General features: G+C 53.7%; 14 protein-coding genes. 12 read left to right on the top strand and 2 right to left on the bottom strand.

Going from position 1 to position 16,525, the window contains the following annotated elements; genetic code table 11:
* Window positions 1–122: 122 nt before the first annotated feature.
* Window positions 123–989, bottom strand: coding sequence for an Rpn family recombination-promoting nuclease/putative transposase (locus D1159_RS17045; RefSeq protein ID WP_161846812.1), 867 nt, complete (start codon window positions 987–989; stop codon window positions 123–125).
* Between the two features lie 381 nt (window positions 990–1,370).
* Here D1159_RS17045 and D1159_RS17040 point away from each other — a divergent pair, with 381 nt between their 5' ends.
* The 12 genes from D1159_RS17040 to D1159_RS16985 all read left to right on the top strand — a co-directional run bounded on the left by D1159_RS17040 (window position 1,371) and on the right by D1159_RS16985 (window position 15,619).
* Window positions 1,371–2,210 (top strand): DUF3991 domain-containing protein, encoded by an 840-nt coding sequence (locus D1159_RS17040; protein WP_243152362.1) that lies wholly within the window; start codon window positions 1,371–1,373, stop codon window positions 2,208–2,210.
* Entirely contained in the window at window positions 2,176–2,379 is a 204-nt protein-coding gene (locus tag D1159_RS17035) for a hypothetical protein (protein ID WP_161846811.1), read from the top strand. The genes D1159_RS17040 and D1159_RS17035 overlap by 35 nt, the downstream gene beginning before the upstream one ends.
* A 302-nt stretch (window positions 2,380–2,681) precedes the next feature.
* Window positions 2,682–3,020 carry a hypothetical protein gene (locus tag D1159_RS20295; RefSeq protein ID WP_161846810.1) on the top strand — a complete coding sequence of 113 codons (339 nt, stop codon included), beginning with the start codon at window positions 2,682–2,684 and terminating at the stop codon, window positions 3,018–3,020.
* A gap of 427 nt (window positions 3,021–3,447) precedes the next feature.
* Window positions 3,448–4,671 (top strand): helix-turn-helix domain-containing protein, encoded by a 1,224-nt coding sequence (locus D1159_RS17025; protein WP_161846809.1) that lies wholly within the window; start codon window positions 3,448–3,450, stop codon window positions 4,669–4,671.
* 382 nt (window positions 4,672–5,053) lie between these two features.
* Window positions 5,054–6,475 (top strand): MmgE/PrpD family protein, encoded by a 1,422-nt coding sequence (locus D1159_RS17020; RefSeq protein WP_161846808.1) that lies wholly within the window; start codon window positions 5,054–5,056, stop codon window positions 6,473–6,475.
* A 216-nt stretch (window positions 6,476–6,691) separates the two neighbouring features.
* A complete protein-coding gene (locus tag D1159_RS17015) occupies window positions 6,692–8,101 on the top strand; it encodes an MmgE/PrpD family protein (protein WP_161846807.1) in 1,410 nt (469 codons plus the stop codon).
* Window positions 8,102–8,128: 27 nt separating this feature from the next.
* Complete coding sequence (locus tag D1159_RS17010; RefSeq protein WP_161846806.1) at window positions 8,129–9,190, top strand: NAD/NADP octopine/nopaline dehydrogenase family protein; 1,062 nt, start codon at window positions 8,129–8,131, stop codon at window positions 9,188–9,190.
* Between the two features lie 143 nt (window positions 9,191–9,333).
* The gene (locus D1159_RS17005) at window positions 9,334–10,812 is read left to right on the top strand and encodes a TRAP transporter large permease subunit (RefSeq protein WP_161846805.1); all 1,479 of its coding nucleotides are present in this window, start codon (window positions 9,334–9,336) and stop codon (window positions 10,810–10,812) included.
* A gap of 103 nt (window positions 10,813–10,915) precedes the next feature.
* Complete coding sequence (locus D1159_RS17000; RefSeq protein WP_161846804.1) at window positions 10,916–12,193, top strand: FAD-dependent oxidoreductase; 1,278 nt, start codon at window positions 10,916–10,918, stop codon at window positions 12,191–12,193.
* Window positions 12,186–14,342 carry a molybdopterin-dependent oxidoreductase gene (locus D1159_RS16995; RefSeq protein ID WP_161846803.1) on the top strand — a complete coding sequence of 719 codons (2,157 nt, stop codon included), beginning with the start codon at window positions 12,186–12,188 and terminating at the stop codon, window positions 14,340–14,342. Before D1159_RS17000 ends, D1159_RS16995 begins: the two co-directional genes overlap by 8 nt.
* A gap of 3 nt (window positions 14,343–14,345) precedes the next feature.
* Window positions 14,346–14,873 (top strand): 4Fe-4S dicluster domain-containing protein, encoded by a 528-nt coding sequence (locus D1159_RS16990; protein ID WP_161846802.1) that lies wholly within the window; start codon window positions 14,346–14,348, stop codon window positions 14,871–14,873.
* Window positions 14,874–14,890: 17 nt separating this feature from the next.
* Window positions 14,891–15,619, top strand: a complete 729-nt coding sequence (locus D1159_RS16985) for an aspartate/glutamate racemase family protein (RefSeq protein ID WP_202621140.1) — start codon at window positions 14,891–14,893, stop codon at window positions 15,617–15,619.
* A gap of 499 nt (window positions 15,620–16,118) precedes the next feature.
* On the opposite strand, the gene D1159_RS16980 is transcribed toward D1159_RS16985, so the two are convergent.
* Window positions 16,119–16,525 (bottom strand): transposase (locus D1159_RS16980; protein ID WP_161846801.1); only part of this gene is annotated, 407 nt, incomplete at its 5' end.

Below are 16,525 nucleotides of genomic sequence, written 5' to 3'. Positions count from 1 at the left end.
TCTTTTCCATTAAAAATTCATCCTTTCAATCAAGTTCGATGCCTGCTCCGATTCTTGACTGAAAGGATGTCTTTTTTTCTCTTTTACACAATATTTTCGGAGGCCTCCTGGCATTAAGCCCGTCAGGGTTCCAGAATATCCATAACCTCTTCCAGTGACATCTTAAATTGTTCGGCAATTACGGCAGGGGGAAGGATTCCCTTCAACGTAAGAATTGCGCTCTTTATGCCTTCACGGCGTCCTTCTTCCCGACCCTTTCGATGGCCCTCTTCCTGGCCCTCACGGCGACCATCCTCCCGGCCGTCCATATACCCTATCCAACGTTCGTCCATCATTTTCTGTGCAAAAGTCATGTACGACACCTCCAACTCCTTGTCACTGCGTACCTCCTGCATCCGCCTTTGGGCTTTCTGGCCCAGAGGCGTTTCATATGACTTGCTCACATCGTTTGTCCGAATCAAATCCAAAAATTCCAAGATGGATTTGTCAGCATTGCGTTCCGTATAATGGCTGTTCAAAAAGTAGACATGGGAACCATCCTCGTAAGGAACGTCAGTGCCCTTCAAGAAAGAGACGCGCTCGCCGACTGCCTTGCCAATATGGAAACAGTCGAAATCACAGACGAAGATAATATAGCTGTCCGACAAATCGCTGTAATCCGCGCCTTTCGGCAACTCGGCCCGGTCAATGCTGCTCTGATAAAATCGGACACGTTTGGGAAGATCATCCCGGCGATCTACCTGGATCTCTACATTAAATACTGTGCCTTTTTCGTCTTTCAAATATACATCCAGCCGAATGCCGTGGAGCTCATAACTGTCCGTGATGTCTTTTTGACGGTCAATAAAAACGATGTGGTCAATTTCAAATCCAAGGAGCGCCTCCAGAAACAGCTTGCAAATTTCCTCCGAACGCATGACCTGGCTGAACATAAAATCGTTGTGCAGCGGCAGTTCACTGAGCGGAACCACTTGATATTTCTTCGTCATGGACAGCACTCCATTCCCGTCTCCTATAAAAATAGTATAGCACAAAACGCTGGGCAGGTCAAATAGAGGATCAGAAATGGAGTCTCAACGCTATCACCCAACCGGCACCTGCGCAGACTATTTTCGACCGCCGTTTTCGTTGAATATGCTTGCTTTGTCCACAGTTCCTTGGGGGTATTGGTAATAGCTTTCTTCATACCTTTCGACTATACTTGCGGTACAACCAACCGAAAGAAGATACCACCAGCGGATCAAGGCGCACCTGGAGGGGGAGACCGCCCGCACCACAACAACCAAACACCAGATAAAAGGCCCCTTGAGCATCCCAAACTGAACCAGGACGCTCAGGGGGGCTTTTTTCGTTCTACGGAGGTGATGAACATGAGCGAAAATAATGATTTCCGTTTCACGGATGAGGAGATGAAAATCGTCAAGAACACAGACTTGCCGGACCTGCTGGAATACCTGGGCTACAGCGTCCGCCGGGTAGGCAAACGCTACCACACCACCAGGGAGATGGACAGCATCCGCATCAAGGACCGCCGTATCTGGAAACGCTACTTTACTCAACAGGCTGGAGATTCCATTACTTTCCTGCAAGAATTTCGCGGCAAAGATTTCCGGGAGGCCGTGAACTACCTGTTGGAGTTCAACGGGAGCCACGCCAGGGACCCTCCCGATCCAAACCCTGGCCCGGCCCAACAGACCGAGAAACCCGCCTTCACCCTGCCCATTCCAAACCAGGACCAGCGGCGGGTGTTTGCCTATCTTTGCAAGCGAGGCATCGCGCCCCAGGTGATCCAGGGCTTTATCGAGTCCGGCCTGCTGTATGAGGACAGCTTACATCACAACTGTGTGTTCGTAGGCCAGGATGGCAGCGGCAAACCTGTGTTCGCCAGCAAGCGCGGCACCTACGATCTGAACGGCCCCGGTTTCAAGGGAGACGCCACCGGCAGCGACGAAAGCGTGGCTTTCCGGTTGCCCTGCGACCCAGCCCTGGACTGGGTCGCGGTGTTCGAGGCTCCCATTGACCTGATGAGTTTCTGCACCCTGCACCGCCGCCCTGGCCGCAGAGGCCGCTCCGGGCCGGAGCGCCAGCTACACCGAAACCACCTCCAGCAGGTACGCCACCGACTATACGGTCACAGCGGACTACACCGACGAGGGGTCCAGGGCCAACTGCGCAGTGGTCACCTACACCGCTATCTTCGGCAGCGATGAGGCTCAGGAGGAGGTCAAAGACCCCAACGACGACAGCAGCCACACGGACACCGCTGCCTCTCCCGTGGACCTGTCCGCCCTTAAGCGCCCGCTGATAATCGGCGGCGCGGTGTTGGTGTTGGCCGCCGGCGGTTTCCTTGTGTTTAAAAAGCTGAAAGAAAGGAGATAAATTGTTGAAACTTCGCAATATTTTGCTTGCAGGGATGCTGTGCGCCCTCTGCGTCACCTAGGCCAGCGCTTTGGAGTACACCTATGGTGCCCCGGAGGACTACCTGTTCGGCAGACCCACCAGCCTGGAAATCATCTATGAGCAGGAGGACCCCAATGTGGACAGGAGCAAAAACGTGGCTCTGGCCGCACCCGGTTTTGGGATGCCCGCCAGCTACTTGCCCGATTCTGGCGAATATTTCACCCCCAATCTCGTCCCCGGCGCACTCGACGGTGGGCTGGTGAGCCAGGCCGGCGGCGTGAATGCTCCCTCTGTTGCCGGGGCACCCCTCGGTGGGCACCAGCGGCAATTTTACTGTGACTCAGCTCCCCGGCAGTCCCACCAATATCGCCCAGGGTACTGTCGGCGGCTATACGGACGTGACCGGCGACCTCTACTACGCCAACGGCAGCCTGGGAACGCTGAGCATCCCCGCCATGGTGCTCGGCGCGGCCCTGTTCGGCGGTCCGTCGTTGGCCGCATCCGGGGGCTCGGCCCAGCTGCTCCCACAGACATTCTACGTGGATGGGCGGGCGGTGAGCATGACGTCCTGGGCTGCTTACTGTATCATCAACTGCACGCACACAGTATCGACTGTGTGATCCTTGCGCCGGCCACGATGATAACAGTGCCCGGCAAGCGTATCAAGACAGATCGCAAAGACTGCCGTGGCAAGAGAGATGGCGTGTTTCATTTGGGCCATGATGACCGATAACATTTCTTGTGTATGATCCCTTGAGGGTGGGTATTCCGTGAAAATCCGTGCGTCAAGGATGCTTCGCACCGCTGCGAGGCTTTGCCCTTTTCAGATGCCGTTTGGTATTCTGCACAATTTGACAGATGAAATTTCGTTGGCTTTTCCCCTTGAAAAAAGTCATTTCATAACAGCTATTTACTCTGATGTATGATATGATGAAACAAGCGATTAGAGAAAATAGTGTTTAATCTGTTTGCTTCAACTTGACCTTTATGCAGATTATAAACCCTCTGTGATTTAAAACTTCTGTTTTTCGATAGCAGGTGGATAAAATGCTCATTGATAAAAATATCGGAACACGACTGAAGCATACGTTGGAGTCAATACAACCCTATCCGGTGATTATTACCAATCAGAAAGGGGAGATCATAGCGGCAACACAGTCACACAGAGTTGGATCAGTCAGGAGAAACGCAATACAAAAACTGAACATCTGGCCCGAAGCGCCTCAAGATGATACAAAAAATATCTGCTGTATCGCATATAACGGTGTAGTAGTTGGTACGGTCGAACTTTGCGGGCTGACTGCGGAGGACCGTCCCTATCTTACAATGGCAGAAACCATAGTGGAGCTTCTTCTGGAAAAAGAATACACCAGCATACAAAAAAGCGGTTATGAAACGGCAATTCATAAGCTGTTGACCAGCCTGGTCGGAATTCATCCATCAGATCGGGTGCAGCTTCAAAAGGATCTTGACAGAAACGGAGTCAAGCTGTCTGTTCCGCGTACAACGCTCCTGATCCAGCTTTCACGGATAGAAAAGAAGAGCTTTGGCCACATGGTACGGGAACCGATTATTGACGATCGTCAGTTCAGCCATACCGTCAGCCAGTTTTTTGACCAGCTGCCCATGTATTTCTCCAATAAAGATGATTTTATTCTGCCAAATCCAGAAAAACACAGTGCGCTGGTATTATGCGCAGACCGCTCCACTGCGCTGGACGTAAATACCATCAGCATATTTAATATCTGCCGGGAACTTGAGCATATTGCGGCCTATGGACAACTGCTGAACATGAATGCCGTAATTGGAAACCGGTGCTGCCGGATCGAGGATTATGAACGCCAGTATGAGCAGCTGGAGATCCGGCTTTCCGCTGGCCGGCTGCTGCGATTGGATCAAAATGTCATTCTTGGCCGTTCGGTAGTGTTGGGCAGCATGGTGCTTTACGATGCCCTGGACACCCGCAAGCGGATCACATCGTTCATATTCGGCGATCTTCTTGCGTCAAAGCAACGTGATATTTTGCTTGACACCCTGCATACCTATTTTGATTGTGACATGAACGCGACACTGACAGCGAAGCAACTGTTTATCCACAGAAATACCTTGCAGCAGCGGCTTCAGCGCATCGCTGAACTGACTGGTTACAGCACGGATACGGCTGACGGCCTGCTGACCCTTCGGCTTGGATTGCTGCAATACAGCAGCCTCTTATATGATGGCTGTCTTTCTTCTATTATCCCCGAAATAGCGCCCCACCCTCGACCATAATATGGGTTTGCATATTTGGATCAGAAGGATCTTCCTGCCCAAAGGGCGGGAGGACCCTTTTGTGTTGTGGGTCAAATAGGGCCGTTTGCCGCGTATAGAAATGAAAGATTACGCAGGAACTGTTTCGGCGGATTTACTATGTGTATTTGCATATAAGGCTCCCTGTATCTGGACCAGATTGATGTGCAGTCAAACATTGAACCAATGGAGCAAGACTGATAAATTTTGCTTGAGCCGTTACAGCCTTAAGGAATCTCTGCTTTATTCGTGTTTCCCCCGCCTTCGGCGGGGAAACAGCTGAAAACTAGGGCTTGCAAATGGCGAAACTCGATTTAATCAGAGGTTTCTTAGCATATTATATACGATTGCAGGGGGAATCAGAATGAAAGAGCCTATTGCGACAACGTATACGAAAGACCTTTCCAGATTTATTGCAAATCTAAGCTATACGGATCTGGCTCCAGAATTGGTGGACAAGGCAAAAAAACTTACCATGCACGTGGTGGGCGTTACGCTGGCCGGCCGTCCTCTTCCTACTGCGGCAGCCGCCCGGGCGGCTGCGCGCAGTACGGTTGGTATTGCCTCGCCTGAGATGTCTACCTTATGGGGGGATAAGGGCAAATTGCCTATGAACGGCGCGATCATGGCCAATGCCACAGCGGCGGATACGTTGGACTGGGAGGATTGCAGCTTTACCGGGCACCCCAGCGCTCACCTTGTCCCGGTGTCGATGGCGATGTCCGAGGCAAAGCACCTCTCTGGAAAAGACTATATCACAGCTGTTATTGGCGGTTTTGAGGTATATCAAAGAGTCGCGTGTTATGTACAGCCGCCGGACGACTTTGATGACAGGCTTTATGGCTGGGGACTCGGTTCCTGGCAGATCTGGGCAGGTGCATCCTGTGCAGGAAAGCTGCTGCAATGTGATGAAGAACAATTCAATCTGCTCATGGGCGCGACGGGCTGTTCTACGCCTGTGGTAAATGCGATCCTGGCCCACCAGAGTTCTGATTTCTATCATTTGCAGTATGCCATCACCGCACTTACCGGCGTTATAGCGGCCGGCATGGCCAAACGCAATGGACTGGACAACATCTATGACATCTTAGATGGTCAGTACGGTTATACCATGATGATGCGCGGCTTTGCCAATCCGGGCTGGATCGACCGGAATGTGGGTACTGAGTACCTGTTCGGCGATCTGCTGCTTAAGCATTGGCCTGCGAATATGTGGATACAGCTGCCGTTGGATTGCTTGGATGAGCTAAAGAGAACCCACAACTTCCAGGCGGAGGACATTACAGAAATTTTTATGACGCCGGGTATCTCTGACCGCAGCAAATTCAGTTGGAACGGCTATGACAGTTGCCGGGATGCGCAGTTCAGTATCCCGTACTGCCTGGCTGCGTATATGCTGCTGGGCAAGCCAGGCCCGGAGTGGTATGCCTCCCATCGCCTGACTGATCCGTGTGTGCTTGATTTGGCAGCCAGGGTCCATTTGGATAAGGCCGTTTCGATAACTACGACAGATGGTTTCAAGGTATTCCGAGAGGGTTCTTTTCCGGAAATCACCATGAGAGTCTCCCTTCGGGATGGGCGGAGTTTTCAGGTCACCCGCCAGTACCCCAAGGGACACGCGCAGCATCCATTCGATTGGGACGACGTGGAGCGCACCTTCCGCGGGGGCGCTGAGCTTGCCGGACTGCCGCGGGAAAAAGCAGATCGCTTTGCCGCGTTGTGCAGGAATATGGAGGACCTGACCGATATGGCGCAGCTGGCAGAGTGCCTGTCTATCGATTCCTGACAGGGTGTGATTACTGACAAATGCAGCAATTTGCTTGTCTCCATCCGGTCGAATCGCAGATATATTCGTCAGAAATGCTATGTGCATCTGCACATAGCATTTCTGTTTTCTTGAAGAATTTAGTGTTCATAGCTCCATTGATGAGGAAAACGGCGGCTGTTATGCTTAAGCCACAGCCGCAGAGGCGGTCACCAAAATCGTATTGGAGGGTCTCGGATGAAAGAACCTATCGCGACAGCGTACACCAAAAATCTCTCCCGCTTTATTGCGAACCTGAAGTATGAGGACTTGGCCCCGGAGCTGGTCGATAAGGTCAAAAAGCTTACCATGCACGTGGCCGGTGTTACGCTGGCTGGCCGGCCTCTCCCCACTGCTGTGGCAGCCCGGGCGGCGGCCCGCAGCACGGTTGGCACCGAAGCGCCGGAAATGGCCACCTTGTGGGGCGACAAGGGGAAGCTCCCCATGAACGGCGCGATCATGGCAAACTCGACGGCAGCGGACACCCTGGACTGGGAGGATTGCAGCTTTACCGGACATCCCAGCGCCCACCTTATTCCGGTGTCTATGGCGATGTCCGAGGCGAAGCACCTCTGCGGCAAGGACTACATCACCGCTGTCATCGGCGGCTTTGAGGTTTATCAGCGGGTAGCCTGCTACATTCAGCCCTCCAAGGGCTTTGATGACGCCCTCTACGGCTGGGGATTGGGCTCCTGGCAGATTTGGGCGGGCGCCGCCTGCGCCGGAAAAATCCTGCAATGCGATGAGGAGCAGTTCAATCTGCTCATGGGCGCCACCGGCTGTTCCACTCCTGTGGTAAACGCTATCCTGGCCCATCAGGGTTCGGATTTTTATCATCTGCAATATGCGATCACTTCTCTTACCGGCGTTATGGTAGCCGGCATGGCCAAGCGGAATGAACTGGACAACATCTACGATATCCTGGATGGACAGTACGGCTACACCATGATGATGCGCGGCTTTGCCAACCCGGGCTGGATCGACCGAAACGTGGGCACTGAGTACCTGTTTGGCGATCTGCTGCTCAAGCACTGGCCGTCCAATATGTGGATCCAGCTTCCTCTGGACTGCCTGGACGAGCTGAAAACGGCACACGGCTTTACTGCGGAGGATATCGAGGAAATTCACATGACCCCGAAGTTTTTGGAGCGGGATAAGTTCAGTTGGGACGGCTACAACAGCTGCCGCGACGCACAGTTCAGCATTCCCTACTGCCTTGCAGCCTATATGCTGCTGGGCAAGCCCGGTCCTGAGTGGTATGCCGCCCACCGTCTGACAGATAAAAATGTCCTTGCGCTGGCCTCCCGCGTGAGGTTTGACGGCGAACTCGCCCTTCAGGACGCGTTCGAAATGTTCAAGGAGGGGACATTCCCCACGGTGACTATGCGCGTGACGCTGAAGGATGGGCAGAGCTTTGAGATCAGCAAACAGTTTCCCAAGGGCCACCCCCAGTGCCCTTTCGATTGGGAGGACGTAGAGCGCACCTTCAGGAGCGGTGCGGAAATGGCCGGGCTGCCGCAGGAAAAAGCGGAGCGTTTCATTGCGTTGTGCAAGGTGATCGACGAACTGGACGATGTCGCGCCTCTTGCTGAGTGCCTGTCTCTTTGATCGTATTTGAAAAGGAGATCGATTAGAATGAAGAAAATCGCTGTTATTGGCGCAGGCGGCTCCGGTTACTCCGTGGCCGCCGAGCTGGTCCTCAACGGCCATGAGGTACGCCTGTGCGATATCCTGCATGACAATGGAAAAGCGGATTTTACGGAGCATGATGTTATGATCGAGAGCACCGGCAGCATCACGGGGACATCAGTTCTCCACACAGTGACAACGGATCCTGCTATTGCTATGGAGGGGGCCGAACTGGTGGTCTGCTGCACCATCTCCAATGCAGACGAAATGACCGCACGTGCCATTGCGCCGTATCTCAAACCGGACGCCGCGGTGCTCCTCAGCGCGGGAAACTTGGGCTCTCTCATCTTCCGGCGGGTCTTTGATGAGGCTAGAGTTTCAGGCGTAATTGTGGGAGAGACCTCTGGCAGCCTTTTTTCCAGCCGCCGCACGGGAGAGAATGTGGTGTTTTTTGGAAACGGAAATACACCGAAGGACGCCGCTGCGTTTCCCGCGTCAGATACAGATAAGCTGGTCGAGGCGTTCCGGGGGATCTATACCCTGGAGCCGGTGGGCAGCATTCTGGAGGCCGCTTTCAATGCGCCCAACCTGCTCAGCCACATTTCCCTTACCATCGTAAACGCAGGGGCCATCGAAAACGGGCCTAAGCCTTATTACAGCTTCAAGCAGGCCATCTGCCCCAGCAGCATTGCCATTGCGGACGCGCTGTGGAAGGAGAAAAAGGCGGTCATGGACGCCCTTGGATTTCCCTGCGGCCCCTCCCCCGCCGGAAATTTCCGCAAATACGCCGACCCGGACATACACACCTTTGATGACTTTAAGGAGCTGACTGGGCCGAACAGCTTGCAGGAGCGCCATATTACGGAGGATGCACCGATCATTGGATGCCTGTTCCTTTCGGTGGCCAGAGCTGTCGGCGTGGATGTACCGCTGTATGATGCCCTGATCAAGGTGGCCGGTGCGATCAATCATACGGACTATTATTCCGAAGGGCGCACGCTGGAAAACCTGGGGCTGGGGCATTTGCGGGGCGTACAGGTCGCACAGTATTTTCAGAGTGCCGGATAGCCCCGCGGGCCGTTCTAATCAGTCGAACATACGGAAGGAACCTCTGATTAAATCGGGTTTCGCCGCACACAGGCCCCGATTTCCAGGCATTTCCCCCGCCGAAGGCGGGGGAAATGCGAATAAAGATGAAAGGAAGAAAAGCGATGACTTCCGCAAAAGGAACAAAGCTCGGTTATCCACCCTCCAAATATATTCACATAGCCATCACGATATTCTTTATGCTGGTGTTCGGGTTCCTGCCTCCTTTTGGAACGGTTACTCCCACCGGTATGCGGATCCTGGGTCTGTTTGTGGGCGTTGTATATGCCTATTCGACCCTGGAGATCATTTGGCCCTCCATTCTGGCCATCGTGCTCTACGGGATCAGTGGCCTGGTGGGGAGCGTGGACGACGCCGCTATGGCAATGCTGGGCAATTCGGTCGTTTTTCAGACCATCGTTCAGCAGATGGCCGCGGGCGCTATCGTTATTTACGGATTCGGAAAGTGGTTTGCACGAAAGACACTGTCGCTGAAAATTTTCCATGGCCGCCCTCTCCTGTATACCTGGTGCTTCCTGTTCATTTTCATGTGGGCAAATATCGTTCTGGATACGATTCCCATCATGATCATGCTCTGCTCCATCTGGGCTGATATCGGCAAGAGCTGCGACTACAAAGAGAACGACAGCTTCTATTATTGGGGCTTTGGCGGCATTATCCTTACGCTGATGCTGGGTATCTCTATGATGCCCTATCGGAGCTGGCAGCTCGGACTGGCCAAGACCTGGGCCAATGTTTCCGGGACGCCGATCAACCTGGGCGCCATGTTTATCCGCACCGGGATTATGGGCGTGGTGATCCTCACCACCTATGTGGTCTTGGGCGCGAAACTGTTCCGGGTGGATTTCAGCCATATGCGGGAGTTTGACGTGGACAAGCTGGGCGAGGAGAGCAGGCATCTTCGCCCCAGGACCAAGCGCATTGTGGTCATTTACCTCTTTTTCATGCTGGTGACCATCTTTGCCGGCACCTTTACGACGTCGGCTTTTGCGGTCTATATCAATAACGTGCTCACTTCCGGCGGCCTGTTCGCCATCTGTCTGGTTCTCCTTATGGTAGTACCCAGCGGCGAAGGGGACGGAAAACCGTGCATTGTATTCAGCGAGATCAAAAACAACGAATCCGCGGTCAGCTGGCCCGTTATTTTTATGTGCGCTGCAACGATCCCTCTGGCCGGCGCCCTGACCAAAGAGGCGACCGGCATCACGCCGTGGCTGACCGAGGTGCTCACACCGATCTTTGCCGGCCGCAGTCCGATCTTTATTCTGGTTGCCGCAATTATTGCGATGCTTATTCTCACGAATATTGGCTCCAATATTGCAACGGCGACGGCGCTTATTCCTATTATCGCCCCCTTTGCCCTTGCGACCGGAGCAAATATCAGCGTGTTTGGCATGGCCATCATCTACAGTGCCAATATGGGCCTTGTTTTGCCGGGCTCCTCTGCACCCGCCGCCGTGTGGCACGCGCGAAGCGAGATCCCGCAGATGAAAAAGCGGGTTTTGGTGATCTTGTTTGCCATCGCGCTCCACATGATCGCCCAGATCGTTGTCTACTCCATCTCTTTGGCTATGACGGGCTGACATAGCCGGCAGGACCGGATATCTCCTCCTCCCCCAGGGAGGAGGACGGCGCCTGCATTTGCGCGTCACCCAGCTCACTTTTCGCAGAAGGAGTTGATTTCCCATGAAAAAAGTGGCTATCCTTGGCTTTGGCGCTGCCGGTTACCACGGGGCGCAGGGCGTCCGTATGACCGATGCCGAGGCGGTCATCGATGTATATACTGATACGGCGTTTGGCCCGCATAATCCAATGCTCACTACCTATTATGCAAAAAATGCGCTCCCTTATCAGGGGATGTTTCCGTATGGCTCCCTGGAAGAGGTACAGGAGCGGCTGAATCTCCAGGTATTCCGGGCGTCGCCGGTCGCGGAGCTGAAGACCGCGGAAAAAGCGATCCGCACGGCAGGCGGACGGACCGCATGGTATGACAGCATCCTCATTGCGACGGGGGCCTCGGCTTTTGTTCCAAAGATACCTGGCGCCGGTCTGCCTGGCGTTTTCTCCATGCGCACAGAAGCGGACGCCCGGTATTTGAAAGAACGCCTGGAAAGCGGAGCCGTCCGTTCCGGTTTGGTCGTAGGCATTTCCTGGAGCGGAATAAAGGTAGCGGAGAATTTTGCGCAGCGTGGCATTCCCTGTACACTGATGAATCGCAGCGCACAGGCTTTCTCCCATGCGCTCTTTCCCGAGACGGCGGAGCGTGTGCTTGCGCACTTCCAGGAGCGCGGACTCCAGATATCCCTGGGCAAGACGCTCCAGCGCATTGAACAGGGGGCAGACGGCGGGCTTAGTGCGTTTACCCGGGACGGCCAGCAGCTTACGGCAGACATCATTGTAATGACCAGCGGCATCCGTCCAAACCTGGATTTTTTGAGCACAGAAGACATCTGCACAGAAGGCGGCCTCCTGGTCGATCCCCATATGGAGACCTGTGTGCCGGGCATCTATGCCGCCGGCGATTGCTGCGCCGCATATGATATCTTCACCGGAACGCAGAAAAACATTGCGCTGTGGATGAATTCCGTGGAGCAGGGCCGTGTAGCCGGCGTCAATATGGCCGGAGGGTCGGCCCGATTCAGAGGAAACCTTCCGGTCAGCTTGGGCCATTGCCTGGGGCTGGATTTTCTCAGCGTCGGAGACCCCTCGGCAGCAGTGCCAACGGGCCGGGTTTATGAATACGCGGATAAACAGCTGTATATCCGTGCCGCGCGAAATGGCCGGAAACTCCACTGCATAAATGTAATCGGAGCCGCCGAGTGCAGCGGAGCAATCAAAAATGCGTTTATAAAGTCCATTGAGGCCCCGGACGCGGCGCTCAGCATTCAAACGGCGTGCCTCCTGCGCAGCCAGGGCTTCCCGGACGATTTCATCAAATTTTTAGGAGGGAAACATCTTGACTGAACTGGAAGAAAAATTGAAGGCCAAGATACCGGGTGCCGACACAGGGATCGAGGTAAAGCGCTCTATCTGCGCGATTTGCTCCCCAAGTCACCACTGTGGCCTGAACTGCTATGTAAAAGACGGGACCATTATCCGGGTCGAGGGAGATCCTGACCACCCGTATAGTCACGGCAAGCTGTGCACAAAGGGCAGCGCTACCCGGAGCTATGTTTACCGGAAGGACCGGATCCGCACACCCATGCGGCGGATCGGCGAGCGGGGCGAGGGAAAATTCGAACCGATCAGCTGGGACGAAGCGTATCAGCTGATCGCACAGGGCCTCAACCGGGTCAAGACGGAATATTCGCCCCATTCCGTGGCGTTTTTCAGCGGCTATTCTAAATGGTACCGGCCCATTTACCAGCGCTTTGCGCACGTATTTGGCAGTGTGAACTTTGGCACAGACGACAGCGTTTGCGCAGTCGCAATGAAGATGGGCGACAATCTGACGACGGGCGGCGGAGCTGCGCCAGATATGGCTCATTCCAATACATTTCTTGGCTGGAATTTCGACGGCTACTACTCTGAGCATCTGTCAATAGAAGGCGTTCAGAAGCTGAAGGCCAGAGGCGGCAAGGTCATTATCATCGATATCCGCAAAACGCCTGCGGCAAAAAATCTGGCAGATATTTTCTTACAGATCAGGCCAGGTACTGACGGAGCGCTGGCGCTTGGCATGGCAAAGCTCATCATCGATAACGGCTGGGCCGATATGGATTATGTGGAGCGGTATACCTATGGCTTTGACCAATACAAGGAGCTTGCCGGCCAGTATCCGCTGGAAAAGGTCTCTGAGATCACCGGCCTGCGCGCCGAGGACATTTATGAGGCGGCCAAAGTCTTTGCAACCAATGGCCCGGCTTGTACGAACTTTTCCGCGTCCGCGCTCGTCCACCGGATCAACGGATTCAATACGCATCGTTCCATCGTATGTCTCATGGCCCTTACCGGCAACTATGACCGTGTGGGCGGCAATTATCCTGTACCGGCCACTTACCTGCGTCAGCCGGCGGGTTTCTCCACACGGGACGAGCTTTTCCGAAACGAACGGTACCCCAAAGACGGTCCTGAACGGATCGGCGCCCAGAGGTTCCCCCTGTGGGAATCGTCATTCAACGAGTTCCAGGCAATGGACCTCCTGCGGACACTGGAGGAGGGCACGCCCTATCCAGTCAAGGCCATTTTTGCGCTTGGCATGAACGCCAAGATGTTCCCCGAAACGGAACGGCTGTTGGAAGCCATGAAGGAGCATCTGGATTTCTTCGTCGACGTAGACGTTTTCATGACCAGAGCGGCGGCCTATGCGGACATCGTTCTTCCCGCCTGTACCAGCGTGGAGCGTAGTGAATTGAAATGCTATCGAGGGGGATATCTCTACTACACCAGGCCGGTCATAGAGCCGCTCTATGAATCCAAGTCGGATGTGGACATTCTGTGTGAGCTGGCAAAGGCCATGGATCTGGATGATGATCTGCTGAAGAGCGGCTATGAGGCATGTCTGGACTGGATGATCGAGGGCTGTGGCATTACCATGGCTGAGCTTAAGGAGAGCGGAAGACCGATGTTAGTCCCGACAGCAAAATGGCCGGTAAAACCCGGCAGCTGTTTGGAAAACGGGTTCCGCACGCCAACAGGGAAAATTGAATTTTACGCTACTGCTGTGGCGGCCATAGATCCCAAATACGGATTGGACCCACTGCCAAGCTACCGGGACTCTTTGGAGGATCAGAACGACCCGGATACAAAAGCGGACTATCCGTTCTATTTGTGCACAGGCGCCCGGGTGGCGTATTCCATCCATTCCCGTTCGCAGCGGACGCCTTGGCTGCGTAGCATGTGCCCTGTTCCGACATGCGAGATCAATCAGGAGGACGCCCGGCGGCTGGATATTGCGAACGGGGATCAGGTGACGATTTCCAGCCCCTATGGATCGATCCGTATGCGCGCTCATGTGACCGGCAAGACACTTGCAGGCGTGGTGCTGGCGCAGCATGGCTATACCGAGGCCAACGTAAATTCGCTTTTGGGCCGAGATCATCTGGATCCATATACTGGTTTCCCGGGCTATAAGGGAATGCGCTGCAATATCAGCAAGTATGAGGGGGGTTGAGCCATGAAGTACGTCTTTACATTTGATGAGGACCGGTGCAGTGCCTGCGGCGCATGCCGGATGGGCTGTATTGACCAGAATGACATTGATATCGAATCCGGCGAAAGCTGTTTCCGCCGGACTTATGAGGACGAAATTGAGCTGAAAGATGGCGGTCTCTACTGCGTGTACCTCTCTGCTGCCTGTATGCACTGTGAGAACGCACCATGCATTGACGCATGCCCAGCAGGCTGCATAAAGAAGGATCAGGAAACAGGATTTACTGTCTATGACAATACCAACTGTATCGGCTGCAAAAGCTGTGCCCTTGCCTGCCCCTTTGGAGCGCCTGTGTTTCGAAAAAGCGACGGCAAAATGGTAAAGTGCGACGGCTGTAATATTCGGGTGAAAAACGGTTTGAAACCCGCCTGTGTCCGGGCATGTTCTTTTGGCGCCCTGGACTGTGTTGCCGAGGCGGACTTTAACGCAAGTGAGGGCGGCAAGGCGTGCAGTCAGCTGCTTAAAAATTTGGGACTGCAAAAGTACTCGTAAGGAAGGATGGTTCTGCCATGAATAACTCAATTTATGGGTGGCGGGCGAGCGTAGGACTGATCTCTCCTATGCCCGGTGAAAATGTGGAGCACGCTTTTCATATCTACGCACCGGAAGGCGTATCATTTTCCTCAATGAAAATGCCCTTTCCCGGTCCAACGCCGGAAGGTTTGGCAATCCTTACCGATCAGCTGAAGGATACTGCTGCCAAGTACAAGGGGCAGAGCATGGATCTCCTGGCATTTTGCTGTACGTCGGGCAGCTTTATCAAAGGCACGGGTTGGGACAAAAAGTGCATTGCCGACATGGAGGCTGCCAGCGGTATCCCCGCGATTACAACTACAACGGCTGTGCTGGAGGCGCTTGAGGCGCTGGGTGCAAAATCTGTTGCGGTGCTCACGCCCTATCCAGACGAGACCAATAAGATCGAAAAAGAATTTTTGGAGCAAAATGGCTTTCGCGTGACTAATATCAGCGGAATGGACCTGTCGCTTGTGCGGGGCCGGGAAATTATTAATGCGGATCGGGCATTCCTCTATCAAAGTGCGAAGGAAATGGCTCTTAACGGCGCGGATGTATTTTTCTTGAGTTGTGTAGCATTGGACACCCTTGGTTTTATCCAGACGCTGGAAACGGATCTTGGCATTCCTGTAATCACCAGCCATCAGGCTACCTTGTGGGCAATCCTCCGGCATTGCCGGGTAGGGGACAAGTTGTCACATCTGGGAAAGCTTTTTGAGCTTTGAGGAAAGTGCATTGCTCTTCTGCGCCTGAGGCATGAAAAAATATGAACGCCCAGAATGGCACGCAGCGAAGTCCAATTTAATCAATACGAATCAATAGTTAAAAAGGAAAAAAATAAAGACAAATGGTGCAAAAAGGATGAGAATAGTCGTGTGAAAACAAAACTCATCGAATTATACTGCACCATTTGCCAATGCAATGATAGCAGGTTTAGAGAAAAATTCAACGTCTGAGCAAAAATAAGTGTCCCCAATTCACCGACGAGGAGTTGATCACCGTATACCTGTGGGGCTTAGGACAGCACTTATCGACGCGGAAGGCGATCTACGAGTACACAAAAGGGCATTTGTCAGAATGGTTGGCCCGGCAGAAAGTTTTGTGTAAAAGAGGCAAGCATCAGCCGGTAGAACGGGAGCAAATCAAAGATTCGTCGGACTGGCGGTCCTGGAACATGAGCTGGAGCTGGGCCAAAACCATGTCCCAATTTCGACATCTGGAGGTTCAGTGCCCGACAATTTTCTTGCTGTCCAGATAGAGCATTTTGCGCAGGGAATCATCATTGGAAAAGCTGGGCTTGTTCTTGGTGACCTGCCGGAATTGGCGGTTGAGCCCCTCAATGATATTGGTCGTGTATATGATTTTCCGGCTCTCGGGAGGATATGCGAAAAAGGTGCTCAAAATATCCCAATTATCCTCCCAGCTTTTAACGCAAGAGGGATACTGTCTGCGCCACTTTCCCTTGAAAGCCATTAGGTTTTCCAGCGCCTCGTCTTCGGTGACGGCGGTGTACACCTTCTTCAGATCGGCCATCAGTGGCTTGATGCCTTTATAGCTGACAGACCGGGTGGAGGAGCGGATCTGATGGACGATACAACGCTGTACCTGGCTGTGAGGATAGGCTGCCCCGA

It is taken from the genome of Pseudoflavonifractor sp. 524-17, from assembly GCF_009935845.1.
GTDB lineage: Bacteria > Bacillota > Clostridia > Oscillospirales > Oscillospiraceae > Pseudoflavonifractor_A.
Note: the sequence above shows the minus strand (reverse complement) of the source record. Positions and strands in the feature narration are given on the sequence as shown.

Coding starts and splice junctions, on each gene's coding strand:
- D1159_RS16990 (WP_161846802.1), top strand. CDS start 14,346: ATGAAGTACGTCTTTACATTTGATGAGGACCGGTGCAGTGCCTGCGGC.
- D1159_RS20295 (WP_161846810.1), top strand. CDS start 2,682: ATGCTCCCTCTGTTGCCGGGGCACCCCTCGGTGGGCACCAGCGGCAAT.
- D1159_RS17045 (WP_161846812.1), bottom strand. CDS start 989: ATGACGAAGAAATATCAAGTGGTTCCGCTCAGTGAACTGCCGCTGCAC.
- D1159_RS17010 (WP_161846806.1), top strand. CDS start 8,129: ATGAAGAAAATCGCTGTTATTGGCGCAGGCGGCTCCGGTTACTCCGTG.
- D1159_RS17005 (WP_161846805.1), top strand. CDS start 9,334: ATGACTTCCGCAAAAGGAACAAAGCTCGGTTATCCACCCTCCAAATAT.
- D1159_RS17000 (WP_161846804.1), top strand. CDS start 10,916: ATGAAAAAAGTGGCTATCCTTGGCTTTGGCGCTGCCGGTTACCACGGG.
- D1159_RS17040 (WP_243152362.1), top strand. CDS start 1,371: ATGAGCGAAAATAATGATTTCCGTTTCACGGATGAGGAGATGAAAATC.
- D1159_RS17015 (WP_161846807.1), top strand. CDS start 6,692: ATGAAAGAACCTATCGCGACAGCGTACACCAAAAATCTCTCCCGCTTT.
- D1159_RS17020 (WP_161846808.1), top strand. CDS start 5,054: ATGAAAGAGCCTATTGCGACAACGTATACGAAAGACCTTTCCAGATTT.
- D1159_RS17025 (WP_161846809.1), top strand. CDS start 3,448: ATGCTCATTGATAAAAATATCGGAACACGACTGAAGCATACGTTGGAG.
- D1159_RS16985 (WP_202621140.1), top strand. CDS start 14,891: ATGAATAACTCAATTTATGGGTGGCGGGCGAGCGTAGGACTGATCTCT.